18 protein-coding genes are annotated in these 22,087 nt (G+C 72.5%); 10 read left to right on the top strand and 8 right to left on the bottom strand.

All coding sequences use genetic code 11. From position 1 onward, the window contains the following. Window positions 1–26 precede the first annotated feature (26 nt). From AB0G52_RS13160 to AB0G52_RS13175, 4 genes are all read right to left on the bottom strand, one after another. Window positions 27–641 (bottom strand): DUF4126 domain-containing protein, encoded by a 615-nt coding sequence (locus AB0G52_RS13160; protein ID WP_361336347.1) that lies wholly within the window; start codon window positions 639–641, stop codon window positions 27–29. A 287-nt stretch (window positions 642–928) separates the two neighbouring features. Further along, the gene (locus AB0G52_RS13165) at window positions 929–1,555 is read right to left on the bottom strand and encodes a TetR/AcrR family transcriptional regulator (protein ID WP_132886282.1); all 627 of its coding nucleotides are present in this window, start codon (window positions 1,553–1,555) and stop codon (window positions 929–931) included. A gap of 62 nt (window positions 1,556–1,617) precedes the next feature. Then, window positions 1,618–3,702 (bottom strand): YhgE/Pip domain-containing protein, encoded by a 2,085-nt coding sequence (locus tag AB0G52_RS13170; RefSeq protein ID WP_361336349.1) that lies wholly within the window; start codon window positions 3,700–3,702, stop codon window positions 1,618–1,620. After that, entirely contained in the window at window positions 3,674–4,456 is a 783-nt protein-coding gene (locus AB0G52_RS13175; RefSeq protein WP_132886280.1) for an ATP-binding cassette domain-containing protein, read from the bottom strand. The genes AB0G52_RS13170 and AB0G52_RS13175 overlap by 29 nt, the downstream gene beginning before the upstream one ends. Before the next feature lie 189 nt (window positions 4,457–4,645). Between AB0G52_RS13175 and AB0G52_RS13180 the strand changes: the two genes are divergently transcribed. From AB0G52_RS13180 to AB0G52_RS13190, 3 genes are all read left to right on the top strand, one after another. Beyond that, window positions 4,646–5,215, top strand: a complete 570-nt coding sequence (locus AB0G52_RS13180) for an SAV_6107 family HEPN domain-containing protein (protein ID WP_132886279.1) — start codon at window positions 4,646–4,648, stop codon at window positions 5,213–5,215. A gap of 130 nt (window positions 5,216–5,345) precedes the next feature. Then, on the top strand, window positions 5,346–6,116 hold the full coding sequence (locus AB0G52_RS13185; protein WP_132886278.1) for a methyltransferase: 771 nt from the start codon (window positions 5,346–5,348) through the stop codon (window positions 6,114–6,116). A gap of 277 nt (window positions 6,117–6,393) precedes the next feature. Beyond that, window positions 6,394–6,780 (top strand): DUF3040 domain-containing protein, encoded by a 387-nt coding sequence (locus AB0G52_RS13190; RefSeq protein ID WP_132886277.1) that lies wholly within the window; start codon window positions 6,394–6,396, stop codon window positions 6,778–6,780. Window positions 6,781–6,862: 82 nt separating this feature from the next. On the opposite strand, the gene AB0G52_RS13195 is transcribed toward AB0G52_RS13190, so the two are convergent. The 4 genes from AB0G52_RS13195 to AB0G52_RS13210 all read right to left on the bottom strand — a co-directional run bounded on the left by AB0G52_RS13195 (window position 6,863) and on the right by AB0G52_RS13210 (window position 12,497). After that, complete coding sequence (locus AB0G52_RS13195; protein ID WP_361336352.1) at window positions 6,863–9,247, bottom strand: DUF3488 and transglutaminase-like domain-containing protein; 2,385 nt, start codon at window positions 9,245–9,247, stop codon at window positions 6,863–6,865. Beyond that, entirely contained in the window at window positions 9,247–10,590 is a 1,344-nt protein-coding gene (locus AB0G52_RS13200; protein WP_132886275.1) for a DUF58 domain-containing protein, read from the bottom strand. The genes AB0G52_RS13195 and AB0G52_RS13200 overlap by 1 nt, the downstream gene beginning before the upstream one ends. Further along, complete coding sequence (locus AB0G52_RS13205; protein WP_132886274.1) at window positions 10,590–11,630, bottom strand: MoxR family ATPase; 1,041 nt, start codon at window positions 11,628–11,630, stop codon at window positions 10,590–10,592. The genes AB0G52_RS13200 and AB0G52_RS13205 overlap by 1 nt, the downstream gene beginning before the upstream one ends. A gap of 318 nt (window positions 11,631–11,948) precedes the next feature. Beyond that, window positions 11,949–12,497, bottom strand: coding sequence for a carbonic anhydrase (locus AB0G52_RS13210; RefSeq protein WP_132886273.1), 549 nt, complete (start codon window positions 12,495–12,497; stop codon window positions 11,949–11,951). A gap of 355 nt (window positions 12,498–12,852) precedes the next feature. Between AB0G52_RS13210 and rsmH the strand changes: the two genes are divergently transcribed. The 7 genes from rsmH (at window position 12,853) to murD (ending at window position 22,067) form a co-directional block, all read left to right on the top strand. Next, the gene (gene rsmH, locus AB0G52_RS13215) at window positions 12,853–13,809 is read left to right on the top strand and encodes a 16S rRNA (cytosine(1402)-N(4))-methyltransferase RsmH (protein ID WP_132886272.1); all 957 of its coding nucleotides are present in this window, start codon (window positions 12,853–12,855) and stop codon (window positions 13,807–13,809) included. Window positions 13,810–13,851: 42 nt separating this feature from the next. Continuing rightward, entirely contained in the window at window positions 13,852–14,433 is a 582-nt protein-coding gene (locus tag AB0G52_RS13220) for a septum formation initiator family protein (RefSeq protein WP_132886271.1), read from the top strand. 5 nt (window positions 14,434–14,438) lie between these two features. Beyond that, on the top strand, window positions 14,439–16,418 hold the full coding sequence (locus AB0G52_RS13225; RefSeq protein WP_361336355.1) for a penicillin-binding protein 2: 1,980 nt from the start codon (window positions 14,439–14,441) through the stop codon (window positions 16,416–16,418). A gap of 178 nt (window positions 16,419–16,596) precedes the next feature. Next, window positions 16,597–18,126, top strand: a complete 1,530-nt coding sequence (locus AB0G52_RS13230; RefSeq protein WP_361336357.1) for a UDP-N-acetylmuramoyl-L-alanyl-D-glutamate--2,6-diaminopimelate ligase — start codon at window positions 16,597–16,599, stop codon at window positions 18,124–18,126. Window positions 18,127–18,154: 28 nt separating this feature from the next. Further along, window positions 18,155–19,582 carry a UDP-N-acetylmuramoyl-tripeptide--D-alanyl-D-alanine ligase gene (gene murF / locus AB0G52_RS13235; protein ID WP_361336359.1) on the top strand — a complete coding sequence of 476 codons (1,428 nt, stop codon included), beginning with the start codon at window positions 18,155–18,157 and terminating at the stop codon, window positions 19,580–19,582. Then, a complete protein-coding gene (gene mraY / locus AB0G52_RS13240) occupies window positions 19,582–20,652 on the top strand; it encodes a phospho-N-acetylmuramoyl-pentapeptide-transferase (protein WP_132886995.1) in 1,071 nt (356 codons plus the stop codon). The genes murF and mraY overlap by 1 nt, the downstream gene beginning before the upstream one ends. After that, on the top strand, window positions 20,634–22,067 hold the full coding sequence (murD, locus tag AB0G52_RS13245; protein ID WP_207921603.1) for a UDP-N-acetylmuramoyl-L-alanine--D-glutamate ligase: 1,434 nt from the start codon (window positions 20,634–20,636) through the stop codon (window positions 22,065–22,067). The genes mraY and murD overlap by 19 nt, the downstream gene beginning before the upstream one ends. Window positions 22,068–22,087 lie beyond the last annotated feature (20 nt).

A 22,087-nucleotide genomic window follows, 5' to 3' on the forward strand; every position in this document is an offset into this window, starting at 1 on the left:
CACCGACAGTCCCCTCCGGCGGGCCGTCAGCCGGGTGGCGGGGCCTCCTGCGCGGCGGGCCGCCGCTGCGCCCGGCGCTCGGCACGGCGCCGCCGGAACCGCCGGATCCGGGAGACCAGGAACACCAGCACGGTCAGGCCGGCGGCCAGCAGCACCGCCGCGACGATCGCCGCCGCCAGCGGGTGGAACATCGCGAACGCCACGATCGCGCCGACCCCGAGATCCTCCGCCAGGCTGAGCACGATGTTGCTGAACGGTTCGGGGGAGGCGTTGACCGCCATCCGCGTCCCGGCCTTGACGGTGTGGCTGGCCAGGGCCGTGGAACCGCCGACCAGCCCGGCCACCACGTCGTTGACCGAGCCGCTGTGTCCGGCGAGCAGCGCGCCGACCCAGGCGCCCGCCACCGGCCGGACCACCGTGTGCACGGAGTCCCACACCGAGTCCACGTACGGGATCTTGTCGGCGACCGCCTCGCACAGGAACAGCACGCCCGCGACGATCAGCACCTCGGGGCGCTGCAGCGTCCCGGGGACGTCCTCGCTCAGGCCGGTCGCGCCGAAGACACCGAGCAGCAGCACCACCGCGTACGCGTTGACGCCGCTGGCCCAGCCGCTGGTGAAGACCAAGGGGAGTACCGACACGGACGTGATCGTAACCACTGTGCGGCCGCCCGTCCCGGGTCCGGGTGCGCACCGCTGAGTACGCGTACTCAGGCGGCGAGTTGAGTACCCGCGCGGATGGGCCGCGACCTGTGCCGACGGGAGAGTGGAGGCACGGAGAAGGGGCGCGGGTCCGGCACCGCCGACACGGGGCGGCGGAACGGCCGGCGCCCCCGACCGCTCCTTCCGCCGATCCGCGTCGGCGGAAGCGAGACACGGGGGAGAGGAGACCCGGGGGACGACGGGGGCGCACGGGAGGCGGGAAGGGCTCAGCCCTTCCCGCTGACCCGTCCCTGGAGCAGCCGGGACAGCGCCGCGTGGACGTCGTCCAGGGAACGCTCGGGCTGGAAGGACTTCCAGTCGAGGGCCGCGACCAGCACCATCCCGACCAGCGCCGCCGCCGTCAGCTGGACGTCGATCTCGTCGCTGAACTCGCCGTTCTCCACCCCCTCGCGCAGCACCCCCTCGACGACCGCGACGGCCTGCTGCCTGACCACCATCAGGGTGGACTGCCAGGCCCGGTTGGTGCGCCACAGCTCGGCCACGTAGAGCTGGGTGAAGGCGGGGTAGCGGTCGATGAAGACGAGGCCCGCGCGGACCATCGCGTCCAGGGCGTCGACCCGGCTGCCGCCCTCCCGCGCGGTCCGCTCGGCGGCCTCCCGCAACGAGGCGGTCAGGAGGCCCACGCCGTGCCGCAGCAGCTCCTCGAAGAGGACCGACTTGCTCGCGAAGTTGTAGTACACCGTGCCCTTCGCGACGCCGGCCCGCTCGGCGATCTCGTCCACCGTGGTGGCGGAGAAGCCCTGTTCGGCGATGAGTGTGACGGCGGCCTCGTAGAGCTTCTGCCGGGTGGCCTCACGGCGCGTGCCGCCGCCCGTGGTGCTGCTGCTTTCCATGCTCCTGATTCTCACAGGAACGCCGGCCCCGGCGGGTACGGAGGAGGAGGTCATGAGGGTCCTCACAGACTCAGTTCGGGATGCAGCCGGTCCAGCGTCCACACCTGGCGGCGCCGGGCCGACAGGGCGGTGAGCGCGAGCGCCCCGGCGGTGAACGCCGCGAGGACCGCGCAGGCCTGCCACACCGGCCCGAGCCCGCCGCCCGTGATCAGCCTGCGCAGCGCCGCCACGACATAGCTCATCGGCAGGAACGGGTGGACGGCGTTGAAGAAACCGGGGCTGGTCTGCACGGGGTACGTGCCGCCCGCGGACGTCAGCTGGACCATCAGCAGGGCGAGGACGAGGATCCGTCCGGCCGCCCCGAAGCGCGCGTTGAGCCACTGCACGATCGCCGCGAAACAGGCCGCCACCAGGAACAGGAACCCGACCGTGCCGGCCGCGCGGACCATCTGGAGCCCGATCGCCCAGTGCAGCACGGCCATCAGGGCGGCCGTCTGCAGCACCCCGATCGCGACCACCGGCAGCCAGCCCGCCAGCGCGATCCGCCAGGCCGCCGAACCGGCCGCCAGGGCACGCCGGTTGAGGGGCGGGATCAGCATGTAGGCGACCATCGCGCCGACCCACAGGGACAGCGGGATGAAGTACGGGGCGAACCCGGTGCCGTAGTTGGTCGCCTTGTGCAGGTCGTGGGAGGCGAGCTGGACCGGGTCCGCCATGACCCCGGTGCGCCGGTCGCGGTCCTTCTTGTCGTAGTCGGGGATCTTGCCCGCGCCGTCGTGCAGTCCGCCGGCCAGCTTGCCGGAGCCGTCGACGAGCTTGTACATCCCGCCGCTCAGGTCGTCCGCACCGGTCTCCAGCTTGCCGATGCCCGCGTCCAGACCGGTGGCGCCGGTGGTGGCGGTGCCGAGGCCGGTGTGCAGTTTCGCGGCGCCCGCGGCCACCTGGGCGGCGCCCTCGTTCAGCTTGTCGATCTTCTTGACGGCGTCGGCGACGTCCTCGGAGAGGTGCGGCGCACGGTCGGCCAGTGCCCGCGCCTGCGTCTGCAGCGTGCCGAGGTTCCTGTCGAGCGTCTTCAGGTCGCCGTGCTGGTCGGCGATCAGGGTGTCGAGGTCGTCGGCGACGTCGGCCACGTCGTGGGCCGCGTCCCTGGCCTTCTTCAGGTCGGGGCAGGCCGGGTCGGTGAGCGGCTGCGCCGGGCAGCGGGTCCGGTAGACCTGGTCCAGGGTGTCGGCGGCGGCGTGCGCCGTCCTGTCGGCCGCGGGCGCGGTCCTCACCAGGACGCCCAGGTTGTCGCGGACGGCCCCGGCGGAGTCGGCGACCAGCCGGGCGGTGTCGCCGATGGTCTTCTCGTTGTACCTCAGGTACGGGCCGACCTTGGCGTAGACGCCGTCGACCTGGTCCGCGAGCTGCTGGGTGCCGTTCGCGACCTGCCGCGAGCCCGTCTCCAGCTTGCCGGCGCCCGCGTCCAGCTTCTCGATGCCCCCGACGAGCTTGCCGCTGCCCGTCTTCGCGTCCTTCAGGCCGTCCGCGAGGTCCTTCGAGCCCTTCTCGGCCTTCCCGATGCCCCCGGTGAGCGTGTCGGCGCCCTCGGCGGCCTTCTCGGTCTGCCCGTGGATGTCCGCGAACGAGATGAAGATCCGGTCCAGGAAGGACCGGGACGCCTTGGCGGACGCGGCCGAGCGCACCTCGTTGAAGACCGTGCGGGAGATCTGCCCGACGATGTAGTTGTTGGCGTCGTTCGTGCGCACCTGGAGCGCGCCGGTCTCCGGGGCGTTCCCCGCGCTGGAGGCGACCCGCGCGCTGAAGTCGGACGGCATGGTCAGCGACAGGTAGTACGTGCCGTCCTCGACACCCCGGCGGGCGTCGGCGGCGTTCACCTCGTGCCAGTCGAAGGTGTCGCTGTCCCGCAGCCCGGCCACGATGTCGTCACCCGCGCTGATCCTCCGGCCGTCGGCCGTCGCTCCCTTGTCGTCGTTGACGAGCGCCACCGGGATGCGGTCCAGGTGCCCGTACGGATCCCAGAACGACCACAGGTACAGCCCCCCGTACAGCAGCGGCAGCACCAGCAGGGCCACCAGGGCCGCGCGCGGCAGCCGCCCGCGCCCGAAGCGCCTGAGCTCAAGCGCGGCCAGTCGCGGCGAACGCATCGTCGGCCTCCTCCCCGGTTCCGGCGCCTTCCGGCGCCTGGGCCGCCTCGGTCTCCTGTTCCCGGACGGCGGCCCCGGTGCGGACGACGACGGCCCCCGTCATCGCCTCCCCGCACACCGCCAGGACCGTCGTCCCGGACTCGGCGATCGACGCCAACAGCGTCTGCACCTCGGCCCGTTCGGCCTGCGACAGCTTCAGGTCCGCGTCGTCCACGGCGAGCAGCCGGGGCTTCGCGATCAGCGCCAGCGCCACAGACAGCCGCAGCGCCTCGATCCGCTCCAGGTCCCGTACGGCGGTCCTGGCGCCCTTGGGCAGTGCCTCCAGGTCGAGCCCGGCGGCGGCCAGGGCGTCGTCGATCCGCTGCCCCGCGCGCGCCGCCCGCTCCGCGCGCGGCCGCAGCAGATCGCGCAGCGAGTCGCCGAACCGGCGCTGGAGCAGGGCCCGTTCGCGCAGGTGCTCGCCGACGGTCAGGGCCGGTTCCAGGTCGGTCACCCCGGCGACGTTGGCCACCGCGCTGATCCGGCGGACGGCCGCGAGCTGCTTGGGGAGCCGGGCCTCACCGACGGTCGCGGTGCCCTCGGTGGCCTTCATCCGGCCGGTGAGCGCCAGCAGCAGACAGGTCCGGCCGGAACCGGACGGCCCCTCCACCGCGATCAGCGCCCCGGGCCCAGCGTCCACCGTGACCCCTCGGAACGCCCAGCCCCGCGGGCCTTTCACTCCGAGGCCCTCGGCTGTGACTGACACGCCGTGCACGGGTACCCCCTTCTCCGTGTCTTCCGTATCGCTCGTCTTTTGAACTGACTGGTCAGTACAAAAACTACCCCGAACCCACGAGCGAAGCAAAAGCCCAGGTCAGAACGGATTGTCAGTGGCATACCGCACGATGGGCACATACGGCACCCCGTGTGAGGGAGCCGTCACCCAGACGACAGGAGGTTCGTCATGGCCAACTCGTCAGCCGCCGCCCACCGGCGCCGCGCCACCGGCCCTGCCCCCTCACTGACCGGCCCGGCGAGCGACGTGCACCCCGTGCTCCGCCGGGCCACGGCCCCGCCCGCCGCCCTCGACCTGCTCGCCCAGGCCCGCGCCGCCCTCGACGAGGCCGAACTGCTCGACACCCCCAACGAGCGCTACGCGACGGCCCACCTGGCCGCCCTGCGCACCGCCGCCGCCGTGCTCGCCGCCCGGGCCCGGCCGGAGACCTCGCCCCGGCGCCGTCCCCGCATCCGCAGCGCCTGGGAGGTGCTGCCCGAGGTCGCCCCCGAGCTCACCGAGTGGAGCGCCCTGTTCGCCTCGGGCGCCGCCCGCCGCGCCCGCGCCGAGGCCGGCATCCAGGGCGCGGCCGGCCGCCGCGACGCCGACGACCTGATACGTGACGTCGGGATGTTCGTCCGCATCGTCGAGCGGATGCTCGTCCTGCAGCCGGTGCTGCCCCAGCCGCGCCGCCAGGAGGACGAGCGGCCGGACGGCGGCACGGCGCGGCCGGGAAGGGAGCTGCCCGACGCGGGATGACCAGGCGAGGCGGCGGAGGCAATAGGGTGGAGAGAGCCTGAAGCCTTCCCTCCGCCCGCGCCCGGGCCGGGGAGGCACCGAGTTCGCGCCGCCGGGCAGCAGGCGGTGCCGCGCCGAGGAGTCAACTGCCGTGCCGGACCCCACACGACCCCGCGCTTCTCTCCGTACCGCCGTGGTCTGGGAGGTCCTCCAGGAGGCCCTCGACCGCCGGGTCAAGGCCACCGGCCGGGACACCCTGGACGTCCTCGACACCGGCGGCGGCAGCGGCAACTTCGCCGTCCCCCTCGCCCGCCTCGGGCACCGCGTCACCGTCGTCGACCCCAGCCCCAACGCGCTGTTCGCCCTGGAGCGCCGGGCCGCCGAGGCCGGCGTCGCCGACCGCGTCAGAGGCGTCCAGGGCGACGTCCTCGGCCTGTTCGACGTGGTCGAACGCGGCGGTCACGACGTGGTGCTCTGCCACGGCGTCCTGGAGCACGTCGACGACCCGGCCGAGGGCGTGCGCAACACGGTGGCCGCGCTGCGCTCCGAGGGTGCCCTGAGCCTGCTCGCGGCCGGGCTCGGCGGAGCCGTGGTCGCCCGGGCCCTCGCCGGCCACTTCACCGAGGCCAAGCAGGCCCTCGACGACCCCGACGGCCGCTGGGGCAGCGGCGACCCCATGCCCCGCCGCTTCACCGCCGAGCAGCTCACCGGCCTGGTCGAGGGCGCCGGGCTGGCCGTGACCGCCGTGCACGGCGTGCGGGTCTTCGCCGACCTGGTCCCCGGCGTCCTGGTGGACACCGAGCCCGGTGCCCTCGACGCCCTGCTCAGGCTGGAGGCGGCCGCCGCCGAGCTGCCCGCCTTCCGGGCCCTCGCCACCCAGCTCCACGTCCTCGGCGAGACGCCGGGTGCGGACGGTACCTGAGCATCTCCTGGGACGACCCCGCTGATCAGGGCCGCGGCGGCGGATGGAGTACGCCACAGGCCGCCCGATCGAGGGGTTTGCGCCGTATGATCGAGGGAGACCACCCGGCATGACGGGCCGGTAGCTGGGGAATGGAAGCCTCAGCGAGCCGAGACCGCCATGGCGGGTTCCGGTTGGCCAATTGGCCTAGAGGGGCGGGTTTCACGGGGGCGATTCCCTGCCTATCCTGAAGGGACCCCCCGGGTCGCCCCGGCGACTGCACGATGAGGAGGACGCCGTGCCGCTCTCGGAGCACGAGCAGCGAATGCTTGAGCAGATGGAGCGAGCGCTGTACGCCGAAGACCCCAAGTTCGCGACAGCGCTTGAGGGGAACGGCCTGCGGACGTACACCCGGCGACGGGTCTACCAGGCGGTGGCCGGCTTCCTCGTGGGTATCGCGCTCCTCATGGCCGGCATGGTCGCACAGCAGATCTGGGTCAGCGTGGTGGGCTTCCTCGTCATGCTGGGCTGCGCGGTGCTCGCCGTCACCGGCTGGCGCAAGGCTCCCAAGCCCGGTGAGCAGCCCGCGGGCGGCCCGGTGCGCCACCAGGTCCGGCCCAAGCGGTCCGTGATGGACCGCATCGAGGAGCGCTGGCAGCGGCGCCGCGACGAACAGGGCCAGTGAGGGACTCGCCGACAGGCCGCACAGAACCTGACTGAGGGGTGACCGCCACGGGCGGTCACCCCTCAGTCGTCCCCGCCCGCCGTCAGCCCTGCTGCCCCGACGGCTTCCGCAGCGCCGGACGGGCGGCCGCCAGCCGCTCCCGCAGCCCGGCCCACCAGGCCGACGCCGCCCACAGCAGGCGCACGGACGACCGCGGAGCGAGCAGCGCCCGCAGCCGTACGGCGCCTGTGGCCGTGCTGTCGAACGCGGCCGACACCCTGCGGACGTCGTCCGCGAGACCCGCCGTCAGCCGTGGCCGCGGCGCGTACAGCACCTGCTCCACCGCTTCCGCCACCCGGTGCACCGACTCCGCGGCGACCGGGTCGAGACGGCCCAGCCCGACGATCCGGGCGGCGGTGCCGCGCGGGGTCTGCGAGTCGTCCGGGGCGATGCCGAAGTCCCAGACGGTGTCGGTCAGTTCCTGCCAGACCGCCAGCGTGTGGGCCGCCACCCCCGCGGGGGTCCGGTCATGGGCCCCCAGCCGCCGGGCCCGCACCCGCCGCCGGTACAGCATCGGCGACAGCGGCGCCACCAGCACGGCGAACCCGGCCAGCGCCCACAGCGCCAGCTGCCACCACGGCGGCCCGCCGCCGCTCCGCCGCACCGTGCCGGCGGCCGACGGACTCGCGCAGACGTCCTGCTTGCGCAGCTGGGGCGTGCAGCCCGCGCTCTGCGACGCCGAGGCGGACGGCGCGGCCGAGGCGCCCTGGGACGGCAGCGCCTCGTTCGGCACGGACGAGCCGGGGGTGTCCGACACCGTGTACGACGGCGTCGTGCCCCGCGTCGGGGTCGGCTCGAAGCGGGTCCAGCCCACCCCCTCGAAGTACAGCTCGGGCCAGGCGTGCGCGTCCTTCAGTCCCACCGACACCGTGCCGTCGGACTGCGGGGTGCCCGGTGCGAAGCCCACCGCGACCCGGGCCGGGATGCCCAGCGTCCGGGCCATCGCGGCCATCGCGAACGAGAAGTGCACGCAGAAGCCGCGTTTCTGCCGCAGGAAGTTCGCGATCGCGCCCTCGCCCCGGCCGACCGCCACCTGGGTGTCGTACTGGAAGCCGCCGGTCACCGCGAAGTAGTCCTGGAGCTTGACCGCCTCCTCGTAGTGGCTGGACGAGCCGGCGGTGATCTCCCTGGCCGTCCGCGCCACCACCGACGGCAGCGACGAGGGGACCTCGGTGTACTCCTTCTTCAGCGCCGGCGGCGGCTCCGGGGCCGCCGCCAGCTGCTCCGCCGTCGGCTGCACGTCCAGGCTGGTCACCTGGTAGGTCTCCCCGCGCGTGTTCTGCCCGTGGTCGCCGACCAGGGTCATGCCGACCGGCTCGTAGCGCCAGGTGCCGGCCACCTTCACGCCGCTCGGCGGATACGGCATCGGCAGCCAGTCCTGGGCGTACCAGTCGGCGGCCGATATCGAGGTCCGCACCGTCGTGCGCTTGACGTCGCCGCTCAGGCCGGCCGGGGTCGGGAACGTGTCCGGCACCCCGGTGATGTGCCGCTCGGCGGGCTTCCAGGTGGTGCCGTCGAAGTCGTCCAGGGAGACGATCCGCAGATACAGGTCGGAGACGTCGTCGCTGGTGGTCCTGACGGACAGCACCTGCCGGTCCTCGTCCACGTTGAGGCTGTCGCGCAGCGACACCAGCGGATTGACCGCGGAGATCGTGCCGCCGTTCCCGTTGCCCACGCCGACCCCGGCGCCGGCGCCGGCCAGCAGGCCGCCCTCGATCGACGGCATCGCGAAGGGCACGAACAGGGCCACGCCCAGCACCGCGAAGCCGATCCGGCGCCCGGTGCGCACCGGGGCCACCGCACCGCTCTCCGGGCCGCCCGGGGCCCGGGAGACCCCGCCGAACACCCGGCCCCACTGGGAGAGCCGGTCCCGGCCCTCGGCGAGCAGCAGCATCAGGTAGCCGGCCGCCGCCACCAGGAACCACAGCCAGTCGCCCGGACCGTCGGACAGCCCCGCCGCCACCGAGTACAGCGCGAGCAGCGGCAGCCCGGCCGGCGCCGCGCTGCGGAAGGTCACCGCCAGGGCGTCCACGACCAGCCCGACGACCAGTACCCCGCCGACCACCATCAGCCGGATGCCGTCGGAGAGCGGCGCGGGTATCGCATAGCGGCTGACGTCCTCGGAGCCCTGCTGGAGCAGGTCGGCGAAGTGGCGGAAGGTGTCCGGGCCCGGGACCACCCCGAGGATCGCGTGGCCACGGGCGAACACCAGGGTCAGCATCAGCAGACCGGCCAGGGCCTGCGCGGCCACCGTCAGCGGCCGGGCCAGCGGCACCCGCCGGGCGGCGGCGCCCACACCCGTCTGGATCGCGACCAGGAACGCCGCCTGGAACAGCCAGGTCTTCGGGGAGACCAGGGGCAGCAGGGCGCAGGACGCCATCAGCGTCGCCGCCGCCGCGGTCAGGGCCAGCCGGGCCCGTCCGCTCATCACCGTGCCTCCCCGCTCACCGCGGCCACCGAGGAACGCTCCCGGTCGGCCTGCCGCCACAGCTCGGCGAGCGAGGCGCCGCGCGGCACGCCGACGGCCGTCCAGCCGGCCTCGCGCAGCATCCGCAACCGCTGCCCGGGGGCGTGGCCCGGCGGGGGTACGTCGGTGGGCTCCCGCACCCAGGTGTCCGGGTCCAGCACGAAGGCGACGGCGCCGCCGCTGCGCCGGCGCATCTTCGCGACCACCGCGGCCTGTTCCTCGTCGAGATCGCCGAGGAAGGCCATCAGCAGCCCCTCGTTCCCGCCGCGCAGCACGTCGTAGGCCCGGGACAGGCCCGCGCCGTCCGAGTGGTCGACCACGGCCAGGGTGTCCATCATCAGCCCGGCCGCGTCCGCCGACTCCTGGGAGCCCGCGAAGCCGTCGGCGCCCTCACCGGGCACCGAGCTGCCGGTGTCCGTCAACAGCCGTACCGAGAAGCCGCGTTCGAGCATGTGGACCAGGACGGAGGCGGCACCGGAGACCGCCCACTCGAACGCCGAGTCGGGGCCCGCGCCCTCGTAGGCGAGCCCCCGGGTGTCCAGCAGGACCGTGCAGCGGGCCCGCTGCGGCTGCTCCTCGCGGCGCACCATCAGCTCGCCGTAGCGGGCGGTGGAACGCCAGTGCACGCGGCGCAGGTCGTCGCCGTAGCGGTAGCCGCGCGGGATCACGTCGTCCTCGCCGGCCAGGGCCAGTGAGCGCTGCCGTCCGTCACCGTACCCCTTGGCCTCGCCGCTGAGCCGGATCGGCGGCAGCGGCTCCACCTTCGGGATGACGGTCAGGGTGTCGAACGTCGAGAAGGAGCGGGTCAGTTCGCACATCCCGAACGGGTCGGTCAGGCGCAGCTGCAGCGGGCCCAGGGGATAGCGGCCCCGCAGGTCCGAGCGGACCCGGTAGGAGACCTCGCGGCGGCCGCCCGGCTCCACCCGGTCCAGGACGAAGCGGGGACGCGGACCCAGCACGTAGGGCACCCGGTCCTGGAGCATCAGCAGGCCGGTGGGCAGCCGCGAGACGTTGTCCATCCGCAGGTGGACCCGGGCCTCGCTGCCGGCGGGTACCCGCGCGGGGGAGAGCCGGCGGCTGCCGGCCACCCGGTAGCGGGTGCGGTAGAGCACGGTCGCGCAGATCAGCGGCAGCACGGCCAGCAGCAGGCCGACCCGGCGCAGATCCGGCTGCCCGAGGACGTACGCGCAGACCACCGCCGCGATGCCGGCCGCGAGGAAGGAGCGGCCACGGGTGGTCAGCCCGGCCAGGGCCGTGCGGATCCCGCCCGGCTCCCCGCGGTCGGCCTCCGCCGGGGCGCCCATCACAGACTCCGCGGGGGCTGCTGGGGATACGCCGGCACACCCCGGCCCAGACCGCCGAAGCCGGCCTGCTGCTGGGGCCCCGCCGGGACCGGGGTGGACTGCAGGATCTCCTGGACCACCTGCTCCGAGGTGCGCCGGTTGAGCTGGGCCTGGGCGGTGGGCAGCAGCCGGTGCGCGAGGACCGCGACGGCGAGCGCCTGCACGTCGTCCGGCAGGGCGTACTCCCGGCCGCTCAGGGCCGCGGACGCCTTCGCGGCGCGCAGCAGGTGCAGCGTCGCGCGCGGGGAGGCGCCGAGTCTGAGGTCGGGGTGGGTGCGGGTGGCGGCGACCAGCTCCACCGCGTACCGGCGGACCGGTTCGGCGACGTGGACCCCGCGCACGGCCTCGATCAGCTTCACGACGTCATGGGCGTGCGCCACCGGCTGGAGGTCGTCCAGCGGGTTGACCGCGCCGTGCACGTCGAGCATCTGCAACTCGGCCTCCACGCTCGGGTAGCCGACCGAGACGCGGGCCATGAAACGGTCGCGCTGGGCCTCGGGGAGCGGGTAGGTGCCCTCCATCTCGACCGGGTTCTGGGTCGCGACCACCATGAAAGGGCTGGGCAGTTCATAGGTCTGCCCGTCGATGGTGACCTGTCGCTCCTCCATCGACTCCAGCAGCGCGGACTGGGTCTTCGGGGAGGCGCGGTTGATCTCGTCGCCGATCACGATCTGGGCGAAGATCGCACCCGGTTTGAACTCGAAGTCCCGGCGCTGCTGGTCCCAGATGGACACACCGGTGATGTCCGACGGCAGCAGGTCGGGCGTGAACTGGATACGCCGCACCGTGCAGTCGATGGACCGCGCCAGCGCCTTCGCCAGCATCGTCTTGCCCACGCCCGGGACGTCCTCGATCAGAAGATGCCCCTCGGCGAGCAGCACGGTCAGCGAAAGCCGTACGACCTCGGGCTTGCCCTCGATCACTCCCTCCACCGAACTGCGGACGCGCTCCACAGTGGCGGTCAGATCAGTGAGGCTCGCTCGATCGTCATAGGTCGTCACCCGGCCCTCCTCGGCCCGTTTTTGCCCGGGCCGGTGCTTCGACTCGCATCTCCGGCCCACCCCGAATCACGGACACCACGCGTGAATGGTTCCGCGTGACGCCCCACACCGCATTCTTGCTGCCGTTACCGATTCGTGTCACTCGCCTGTGGACAACTGCCCGCACTATGTCGGTCTTACGGCTTTTCAACCGTCTATTCGACAGCGGGCCGACAGCTTTCGGCGGGGTGTTCCCGGGGTGGACGGGCGGTGCGACGGGAGCCGGGGGCGGTCCGTCGCACCGGAGGGACGTGGTTCACGGTGGCCGTGCCGCGGCGGTCAGGCCGGGTCGACCTCGCGGAGCAGGCCCGTGCGGACGTCGAAGACGAAGCCGCGCACGTCGTCCGTGTGCAGCAGGAACGGCGAGGTGCGCACGCGCTGCATGGACTGCCGTACGTCCTGGTCGACGTCCCGGAAGGACTCCACCGCCCACGGCGGACGCTGGCCGACCTCCATCTCCAGCTCGGAGCGGAACTCCTCGGTGAGGGACTCCAGGCCGCAGTTGGTGTGGTGGATGAGGACGATGCTGCGGGTGCCGAGCTTGCGCTGGCTGATGGTGAGGGAGCGGATCACGTCGTCGGTGACCACGCCGCCGGCGTTGCGGATGGTGTGACAGTCGCCGAGCTGCAGCCCGAGGGCCTTGTGCAGGTCGATGCGCGCGTCCATGCAGGACACCACGGCCACGTGCAGCACGGGGCGGGCGTCCATGCCGGGGTCGGTGAAGGCGTCGGCATACGTCCGGTTGGCGTCGACCAGGCGGTCGGTCACGGTGTCGCCGGTGCTTATGGCGCCTTCGGATCCAGTGGGAACTGCTGCGGAAGTCGTCATAGTCACGACGTTACTGGTCACGCGTGTGCACGGCCTCCTGTGAGAGGGGACAAAGAACGTCATCGTGGCTTGTTGTGAGCTAACCCACAGGGAGGGCAAACCGGGTCCGTACGAGTGATTCCGTGCCAATCGCGGCCCCTCCGGCATGCCGGTACGCGCCGCGCAGGCCGGTTGATTGACCGGGCGACACGGTGGACTAAAGTGACGCGAAGCGGGAGGCGAGGCCCTCCCCGCTGGTGAAATCCCCTGGAGACCCCGGCACGGCGTCCGGGCCGTCTCCCCACGTGCGCGGCGCGCGTACCGAGCGGGCGGGGACCCGGCGGTGCGTCCCCCGCGCCGGAACTGAGAGGCCCTCTTGAGCCAGAGTCGACACGTCCCGGTGATGCTCCAGCGGTGTCTGGACCTGCTGGCGCCCGCCCTGGAGGCACCGGGCAGCGTGGTCGTCGACTGCACCCTCGGCCTCGGCGGGCACAGCGAGGCGCTGCTGACCCGCTTCCCCGAGGCCCGCCTGGTCGCCCTGGACCGCGACCCGGAGGCGCTGCGCCTGTCCGGCGAGCGGCTCGCCCCCTTCGGTGACCGCGCCACCCTGGTGCACGCCGTCTACGACGAGCTGCCCGACGTGCTCGAACGGCTGCGCATCCCACGCGTGCAGGGCGTCCTGTTCGACCTCGGCGTCTCCTCCATGCAGCTCGACGAGGCCGGCCGCGGCTTCGCCTACGCCCAGGACGCCCCGCTGGACATGCGGATGGACCAGACCACCGGCATCAGCGCCGCCGAGGTCCTCAACACCTACCCGGCCGGCGACCTCGTCCGCATCCTCTTCCAGTACGGCGAGGAGAAGCAGGCCAAGCGGATCGTGTCGGCGATCGTCAGGGAGCGGGAGAAGGAGCCGTTCAGCAACAGCGCCCGGCTCGTCGAGCTGATCCGGGACGCGCTGCCGCAGGCCGCCAAGCGCACCGGCGGCAACCCGGCCAAGCGCACCTTCCAGGCGCTGCGCATCGAGGTCAACGGCGAACTGGCGGTGCTGGAACGGGCGGTACCGGCCGCCGTCGAGGCCCTCGCGGTCGGCGGACGGATCGCCGTGCTGTCGTACCACTCGCTCGAAGACCGTCTGGTCAAGCAGGTGTTCGCGGCCGGCGCCGCCTCCACCGCGCCGCCCGGCCTGCCGGTGGTGCCCGAGCAGTACCAGCCCCGGCTCAAGCTGCTCACGCGCGGTGCCGAACTTCCCACCGAGGAAGAGGTCGCCGAGAACCGCCGGGCCGCGCCCGCGCGTCTTCGTGGCGCCCAGCGCATCAGGGAGTCCATTGAATGAGCGGCGTGAGCGAGCCGGGTTCCCGGACCCTCCGGAGGACACGTGAGTAGGAAACCCGAGCTGAGGGGGCGGGCCGCCCGCCTGGCCCGGCTCTTTCCGGCCGGCCGGGGCCCCCGGGCCGCCCGCACCCCGTTCGTGCTGCTCGTCGTCCTGCTCCTCGGCGGTGGTCTGATCGGCCTGCTGGTGCTGAACTCGGCGCTCAGCGAGGGCTCGTTCAAACTCGACGACCTGCAGAAGCAGACCAAGAACCTCACCGACGAGGAACAGGCCCTGCAGCGGGACATCGACGCCTACTCGGCCCCCGACGCCCTCCAGCGCCGGGCCCGCGAGCTGGGCATGGTGCCCGGCGGCGACCCGGTCTTCCTCGACCCGGACGGCACGGTGAAGGGGGTCCCGAGCCCGGCCGCCCTGCTCCAGGGGGCCGACGCCACCCCCGCGCCGCCCGCCCCCGAGGCCCTCGGCACGGGAACCCCCGCCGGCCCCGGCCAGAGCCCGGCCCAGCCCTCCACGGCCGCGACCGACGCCCCCGTACCGCCCACGGCGGCCGCCGACGCCTCCGTGCCGGTGACGCCCGGTCCGGCCTCCACGCCCGTGACCACCCCGACCCCGACCTCCGGCAGGTGACGGCAGTGTCCGACAGGGAACCGCGCCGCCGTGTGCCCGGCCCCGCCAAGCCGCCCCGTCCCCGGGACCCCCGCGATCCCAGGGGCGCGGTCCGGCGGCAGCCCGGCCCCGGTGCCCGCCCGGTGCGCCGCCCGAGCGCGGCCCGCCCCCCGGCCCAGCGTCCGCTGCGCCTCGGCAGCCCCCGTCCCCGGCTGCGCATGGTCGGCCTGGCCCTGACCCTGGTCATGCTCGTCTTCGTCGGCCGCCTGCTCCAGGTCCAGGCCGTCGACGCCAGCGCCTACGCCGCCAAGGCCGAGCTGAACCGGTACGTCGTGCACACCCTGGCCGCCGAGCGCGGCGGGATCACCGACCGCAACGGCGTGGCGCTGGCGATCAGCGAGGACGCGTACGACATCACCGCCGACCCCACGATGTTCACCAGCAAGCAGCTCAAGGTGGACGACGGCCCCGAGCAGGCCGCCGCGCTGCTCGCGCCCATCCTCGGCAAGAGCCAGGCCGCCCTCGTCAAGCTGCTGCGGCCGCAGAACAGGGAACTGCGCTACGTACGGCTGGCCACCCGGCAGACCCCGCAGGTCTGGAAGCAGATCAAGGACCTGAAGGCCACGCTCGTCACCAAGGCGGCCACCGACAACAACACCGTCAACGTGCTGGCCGGTGTCTTCGCCGACCCCAGCAGCCAGCGGGTGTACCCGAACGGTGATCTGGCCGCCGGGATACTGGGCTGGGTCAACGCCGACGGCAAGGGCGGCGGCGGTATCGAGCAGAAGCTCGACAAGGAGCTGTCCGGCAAGGACGGCAAGATCCGCTACGCCCAGTCCGGCGGCCGTGAGGTGCCCACCGTGGCCTCCACCGAGACGCCCGCGGTGCCCGGCACCGACGTGGAGCTCACCATCGACCGCGACATCCAGTGGGCCGCGCAGAACGCCATCACCGACCAGGTCAAGAAGTCCAGGGCGGACCGCGGCTACGTGGTCGTCCAGGACACCCGGACCGGCCAGATCCTGGCCATGGCGAACTCGCCCGGCTTCGACCCGAACGACCTGTCCTCGGCCGACGCGGAGGCGATGGGCAACGCGGCCCTCCAGGACGCCTACGAGCCCGGCTCCACCGCCAAGGTCATGTCGATGGCGGCCGTCCTGGAGCGCGCCGTCGCCACCCCGCTCACCCACGTGGTGGTGCCCAACCGGCTGCACCGCGGCGACCGGCTCTTCAAGGACGACGTCGACCACGACACCTGGTACCTCACGCTCAACGGCGTGCTCGCCAAGTCCAGCAACATCGGCACCATCCTCGCCGCCGGCCAGCTCGGCAGGACCCAGGAACAGGCCAACCAGGTCCTGTACTCGTACCTGCGCAAGTTCGGCATCGGCAGCTACTCCGGACTCGGCTTCCCCGGCGAGACCAAGGGCATCCTGGCCGCCCCGGACAAGTGGTCGACGTCCCAGCAGTACACGATCCCTTTCGGCCAGGGCTTCTCCATCAACGCCATGCAGGCGGCCTCCGTGTACTCGACGATCGCAAACGGCGGGGTCCGCGTCGATCCGACCCTGATCCGGGGCACCAAGGGCGCCGACGGCCGCTTCACGCCGGCCGCGCAGCCCAGGAAGACCCGGGTGGTCAGCGCGAAGACCGCCCGTACCCTGGCCGAGATGCTGGAGTCGGTCGTCGACGACGAGCAGGGCACCGGAGCCAAGGCGGCCATCCCCGGCTACAACGTGGCCGGCAAGACCGGTACCGCCAACCGAGTGGATCCGGCCACCGGCAGGTACCGCGGCTACACCTCGTCCTTCGCCGGGTTCGCCCCGGCGGACAAGCCCCGGATCACCGTCTACTGCGCCATCCAGAACGCCACCGCCGGCAGCTACTTCGGCGGCCAGATCTGCGGCCCGATCTACAAGCAGGTGATGGAGTTCGCCCTCAAGACCCTCCAGATCCCGCCGACCGGCGCCAGGGCGGCGAACCTGCCCGTCGACTACAAGCCCTGACCGGCGCCGCAGCACCGCGCACAGAACCACCAGGAACGAGCCCGTGACAACGATCACCCCCGATCCCGGCAACCACGGCGCCCCGCGCCCCTCACTTCGCCCCGGAGCGGGTGCGCCCGGTACGCTCACCGCCGTGCCACACGCTGATCAGTCCCAAACCACCCAGAAGGGCGCTTCCGTGACCTATCCGGGACCGCCACGACCGGTTCAGAACTCCGCCACACCCCTCGCGGAGCTCGCCGATCAGCTGGGTGCCGCCGTGCCGGATCCCGCCCACCACGCCGTGGAGGTCACGGGCATCACCCATGACTCACGCGCGGTGCGCCCCGGCGACCTGTACGCCGCGCTGCCGGGCGCCCGCGCGCACGGCGCCGACTTCGTCACCCAGGCCGCCGGCCTCGGCGCGGTCGCCGTCCTGGTGGACCCGTCGGGCGCCGAGCGGGCCGCCGCGACCGGCCTGCCGGTCCTGGTGGTCGACGACCCGCGGGCGCGGATGGGCGAACTGGCGGCCACCATCTACGGCCGGCCGGGCCGCGACCTGCTCCAGATCGGCATCACCGGCACCTCCGGCAAGACCACCACGGCCTACCTGGTCGAGGGCGGCCTGAAGACGACCCGCGCCACCGGACTCATCGGCACCGTCGAGATGCGCATCGGTGACGAGCGCATCAAGTCCGAGCGCACCACCCCCGAGGCCACCGACCTCCAGGCGCTGTTCGCCGTCATGCGCGAGCGCGGGGTCGAGGCGGTCGCCATGGAGGTCTCCAGCCACGCCCTGGTCCTCGGCCGGGTCGACGGCTGTGTCTTCGACATCGCCGTCTTCACCAACCTGAGCCCGGAACACATGGAGTTCCACTCCGGCATGGAGGACTACTTCCAGGCCAAGGCGCAGCTGTTCACCCCGGAACGCAGCAGGCGGGGTGTGGTCAACGTCGACGACGAGTACGGCCGCCGGCTCGCCCGGGAGGCCACCGTCCCGGTCGTCACCTACTCCGCCGAGGGGCACCCGGACGCCGACTGGCGGGCCACCGACGTCCACATCGGTCCGCTGGACTCCACGTTCACGGTCGTCGGCCCCGAGGGCGTCCGGATCGCCGCCAAGTCGCCGCTGCCGGGTCCCTTCAACGTGGCGAACACCCTCGCGGCGATCGTCGCCCTCGCCGCCGCGGGACTCGAACCGCAGACCGCCGCCGACGGGGTCGCCGCCGTACCGGGGGTGCCGGGCAGGCTGGAGCGCGTGGACGCCGGACAGCCCTACCTCGCGGTCGTCGACTACGCCCACAAGACCGACGCGGTGGAGTCCGTCCTGCGGGCCCTGCGCAAGGTCACCAAGGGCCGGCTGCTCATCGTCCTCGGCTGCGGCGGCGACCGCGACCGGACCAAACGGGCGCCGATGGGCGCCGCCGCGGCCCGGCTCGCCGACACGGCCGTCCTCACCTCCGACAACCCCCGCTCCGAGGACCCCCTCGCCATCCTCGCGACCATGCTCGAAGGCGCCGCCACGGTGCCCGCCCACGAGCGTGGCGAGGTGCTGCTCTTCGAGGAGCGGGCCGCCGCGATCGAGGCCGCCGTCGCCCGCGCGCACCCCGGCGACACCGTGCTCGTCGCCGGCAAGGGCCACGAGCAGGGCCAGGACATCGCCGGCGTGATCCGTCCCTTCGACGACCGCCAGGTGCTTCGCGAAGCCATCCGGAAAACCCAGGGATGAAAATCCAGAAGACCCAGGGGATGAACTTGTGATCGCCCTCTCCCTCGCCGAGATCGCAGCAGTCGTCGGCGGGCAGACGCACGACATACCGGATCCGTCCGTCCAGGTCACCGGGGAGGTCGTCCGGGACTCCCGGGAGGCCGGACCGGGCAGCCTGTTCGCCGCCTTCGTGGGCGAGCGCGTGGACGGCCACGACTTCGCGGCGCAGGTCGTCGCGCAGGGCGCGGTCGCCGTACTGGCGTCGCGTCCCGTCGGCGTGCCCGCGATCGTCGTGGACGACGTCCCAGCGGCCCTCGGCGCCCTCGCCCGGCATGTCGTACGACGGCTCGGCGCGACCCTCGTGGCCCTCACCGGCTCGGCCGGCAAGACCAGCACCAAGGACCTCATCGCCCAGGTGCTGCGCACCAAGGCGCCGACCGTGTTCACGCCCGGCTCGTTGAACAACGAGATCGGGCTGCCGCTGACCGCCCTCTCGGCCACCGCGGAAACCCGGTTCCTGGTGCTGGAGATGGGTGCCCGCGGCATCGGGCACATCCGCTACCTGACGGATCTGACGCCCCCGCGGATCGGTCTGGTCCTCAACGTCGGCACCGCCCACATCGGCGAGTTCGGCGGCCGGGAGCAGATCGCCCAGGCCAAGGGCGAGTTGGTGGAGGCGCTCCCGTCGGCCGACGACGGCGGCGTCGCGATCCTCAACGCGGACGACCCGTTGGTGCGGGCCATGGCCTCCCGTACCAAGGCGAAGGTGGTCCTTTTCGGAGAGTCGGCCGAAGCGGACGTACGGGCCGAGAACGTACGACTCACGGACACGGGACAGCCCGCGTTCAGCCTTCACACACCCTCCGGTGCAAGCGATGTGACCATGCGCCTGTACGGTGAGCATCACGTGTCGAACGCGCTCGCCGCGGCCGCCGTCGCCCATGAGCTGGGCATGTCCGTGGATGAGATCGCCACCGCGCTCTCCGAGGCGGGCTCCCTCTCCCGCTGGCGTATGGAGGTCACCGAGCGCCCGGACGGCGTGACCATCGTCAACGACGCCTACAACGCCAACCCCGAGTCCATGCGAGCCGCGCTGCGCGCGCTCGCGGCCATGGGCACAGCCGCACAGGCAAAGGGGGGACGCACGTGGGCGGTGCTCGGCAAGATGGCCGAGCTCGGGGACGAGGCGCTCGCCGAGCACGACGCGGTCGGACGGCTCGCCGTCCGGCTCAATGTCGGCAAGCTCGTCGCCGTCGGGGGAGTGGAAGCCTCCTGGCTGCAACTGGGCGCATACAACGAGGGTTCGTGGGGTGAGGAGTCGGTGCACGTGTCCGACGCACAGGCGGCTGTCGACCTGTTGCGCAGCGAGTTGCGCCCGGGGGACGTCGTACTCGTGAAGGCGTCGCGTTCGGTGGGCCTGGAGAGCGTTGCCCAGGCGCTCCTGGAGTCCGGTGCCGAGGGTGTTGATGCCCGATGATGAAGCAGATCCTCTTCTCGGGTGTCATCGGTCTCTTCCTGACGCTGATCGGTACGCCGCTGCTGATCAAGCTCCTCGCGCGCAAGGGCTACGGCCAGTACATCCGTGACGACGGCCCGCGCGAGCACGCCAGCAAGCGCGGTACGCCGACGATGGGTGGCATCGCCTTCATCCTGTCGACGGTCGCCGCCTACTTCCTGTCCAAGGTGATCACCGGCTACTCCCCGAGCTACTCGGGTCTGCTGGTGCTCGGCCTGATGTGCGGGATGGGCCTGGTCGGCTTCCTGGACGACTACATCAAGATCGTCAAGCGGCGTTCGCTGGGCCTGCGGGCCAAGGCGAAGATGGCCGGCCAGCTGATCGTCGGCATCTCCTTCGCGGTGCTCTCGCTGCAGTTCCCGGACGCCATCGGCAACACCCCGGCCTCCACCAAGCTGTCCTTCATCACGGACTTCGGCTGGACCATCGGGCCGGTGCTGTTCGTGGTCTGGGCGCTGTTCATGATCCTCGCGATGTCCAACGGCGTGAACCTGACGGACGGTCTGGACGGTCTCGCCACCGGCGCCTCCGTGCTCGTCTTCGGCGCCTACACGTTCATCGGCGTCTGGCAGTTCCAGGAGTCCTGCGCCAACGCGATGACCCTGACCAACCCCAGCGCCTGCTACACGGTCCGCGATCCGCTGGACCTCGCCGTCATCGCCTCCGCGCTGATGGGTTCCTGCCTCGGCTTCCTGTGGTGGAACACCTCGCCGGCCAAGATCTTCATGGGTGACACCGGCTCGCTCGCGCTCGGCGGTGTCCTCACGGGCCTGGCGATCCTGTCCCGCACGGAACTCCTCGTCGCCATCATGGGCGGCCTGTTCGTCCTCATCACCATGTCGGTCGTCATCCAGGTCGGCTCCTTCCGGCTCACCGGAAAGCGCGTCTTCAGGATGGCGCCACTCCAGCACCACTTCGAACTCAAGGGCTGGTCCGAGGTACTTGTGGTGGTCCGCTTCTGGATCATTCAAGGCGTTTGTGTGATCGTCGGACTCGGTCTCTTCTACGCGGGATGGGCAGCGGCCAAGTGACCTCCTCGGTGTCCCCGGAATTCCAGGGCAAGCACGTCACCGTCGCCGGACTCGGCGTCTCCGGTGTCCCGGCGGCCAAGGTGCTGCACGCGCGCGGGGCGCTCGTCACGGTCGTCAACGACGGCGACGACGCCCGCGCCCGTGAGCAGGCCGCCGAACTGGAGGCGCTGGGCGTCACGGTACGGCTCGGTGACGGGGCGACCCTGCCGGCGGGCACCGAACTGATCGTCACCGCGCCCGGCTGGAAGCCCGACAAGCCGCTGTTCCTGGCGGCCGCCGAGGCGGGGGTCCCGGTCTGGGGCGACGTCGAGCTGGCCTGGCGGCTGCGGGGGCCCGACGCGGCCCCCTGGCTGGCCGTCACCGGCACCAACGGCAAGACCACCACCGTTCAGATGCTGGCGTCGATCCTGACGGCCGCGGGCCTGCGCACGGCCGCCGTCGGCAACATCGGCGTCTCGCTGCTCGACGCGGTCCTCGGGGACGAGCGCTACGACGTCCTGGCCGTGGAGCTGTCGAGCTATCAGCTGCACTGGGCGCCCTCCCTCCGCGCCCATTCGGCGGCCGTGCTGAACCTCGCGCCCGACCACCTCGACTGGCACGGCTCCATGGAGGCCTACGCCGCCGACAAGGGCCGCATCTACGAGGGCAACCGGGTCGCCTGCGTCTACAACGTCGCGGACAAGCTCACCGAGGACCTGGTCCGCCAGGCCGACGTCGAGGAGGGCTGCCGGGCGATCGGCTTCACCCTCGGCACCCCCGGGCCGTCCCAACTCGGCGTGGTGGACGGCATCCTGGTCGACCGCGCCTTCGTCGAGAACCGTCACAAGAACGCCCAGGAGCTGGCCGAGGTCTCCGACGTCAACCCGCCGGCCCCGCACAACATCGCCAACGCCCTTGCCGCGGCGGCCCTCGCCCGTGCCTTCGGGGTGCCCGCCACGGCCGTCCGCGACGGTCTGCGGAGCTTCACCCCGGACGCCCACCGCATCGCGCACGTCGCCGACGTGGACGGGGTCGCGTACATCGACGACTCGAAGGCCACCAACACCCACGCGGCAGAAGCCTCGTTGGCGTCATATGAGTCGATCGTATGGATTGCGGGCGGTCTTGCGAAGGGCGCGACCTTCGACGAACTGGTCGCCAAGTCGGCACCGCGGCTTCGCGGCGTGGTGCTCATCGGCGCCGACCGCGCCCTCATCCGGGACGCCCTCGCGCGACACGCGCCGGAAGTACCCGTCGTCGACCTCGACCGGACCGACACTGGGGCGATGCTCGCGGCGGTCCAGGAGGCCCGGCGGCTGGCGGTCGAGGGCGACACGGTGCTCCTCGCCCCCGCCTGTGCCTCCATGGACATGTTCGCCAACTACAACCAGCGCGGTGACGCGTTCGCACAGGCCGTTCGCGAACTCGGCGCCTGACCCGGCCGCCTGCCGGGCGA

The sequence above is a fragment of the Streptomyces sp. NPDC021562 genome (genome assembly GCF_040640875.1).
GTDB lineage: Bacteria > Actinomycetota > Actinomycetes > Streptomycetales > Streptomycetaceae > Streptomyces.

Coding starts and splice junctions, on each gene's coding strand:
- AB0G52_RS13165 (WP_132886282.1), bottom strand. CDS start 1,555: ATGGAAAGCAGCAGCACCACGGGCGGCGGCACGCGCCGTGAGGCCACC.
- AB0G52_RS13170 (WP_361336349.1), bottom strand. CDS start 3,702: ATGCGTTCGCCGCGACTGGCCGCGCTTGAGCTCAGGCGCTTCGGGCGC.
- AB0G52_RS13180 (WP_132886279.1), top strand. CDS start 4,646: ATGGCCAACTCGTCAGCCGCCGCCCACCGGCGCCGCGCCACCGGCCCT.
- AB0G52_RS13195 (WP_361336352.1), bottom strand. CDS start 9,247: ATGAGCGGACGGGCCCGGCTGGCCCTGACCGCGGCGGCGGCGACGCTG.
- AB0G52_RS13200 (WP_132886275.1), bottom strand. CDS start 10,590: ATGGGCGCCCCGGCGGAGGCCGACCGCGGGGAGCCGGGCGGGATCCGC.
- AB0G52_RS13210 (WP_132886273.1), bottom strand. CDS start 12,497: ATGACGACTTCCGCAGCAGTTCCCACTGGATCCGAAGGCGCCATAAGC.
- mraY (WP_132886995.1), top strand. CDS start 19,582: ATGAAGCAGATCCTCTTCTCGGGTGTCATCGGTCTCTTCCTGACGCTG.
- murD (WP_207921603.1), top strand. CDS start 20,634: ATGGGCAGCGGCCAAGTGACCTCCTCGGTGTCCCCGGAATTCCAGGGC.